General features: G+C 77.8%; 1 pseudogene. It reads left to right on the forward strand.

Annotated features, from left to right (window positions below):
• A pseudogene (locus CCL05_RS38965) lies at nt 1–212 on the forward strand (hypothetical protein); the annotation flags it as partial.

Below are 212 nucleotides of genomic sequence, written 5' to 3' on the forward strand. Positions count from 1 at the left end.
GGCCGCCGCGCTGGTGGTCGCCGGGGCGCTGACGGCGGCGTCGTGGTTCCACCGGGCGAAGGGCGGTGCGCTGGCGCCCGTCATCGGTGAGGACAACCGGCTCTCCACCTCCCGTACGGTCGCCGGGGCGTGGGTGCTCTTCGTGGCCTACTCGGTGCTCGTGCTGGCCGGGCGGCTGGCGGGCGCGTCCCGGCACGCGGACCGGGACGCGC

The organism is Streptomyces africanus (assembly GCF_002150735.1).
Lineage (GTDB): Bacteria > Actinomycetota > Actinomycetes > Streptomycetales > Streptomycetaceae > Streptomyces > Streptomyces africanus.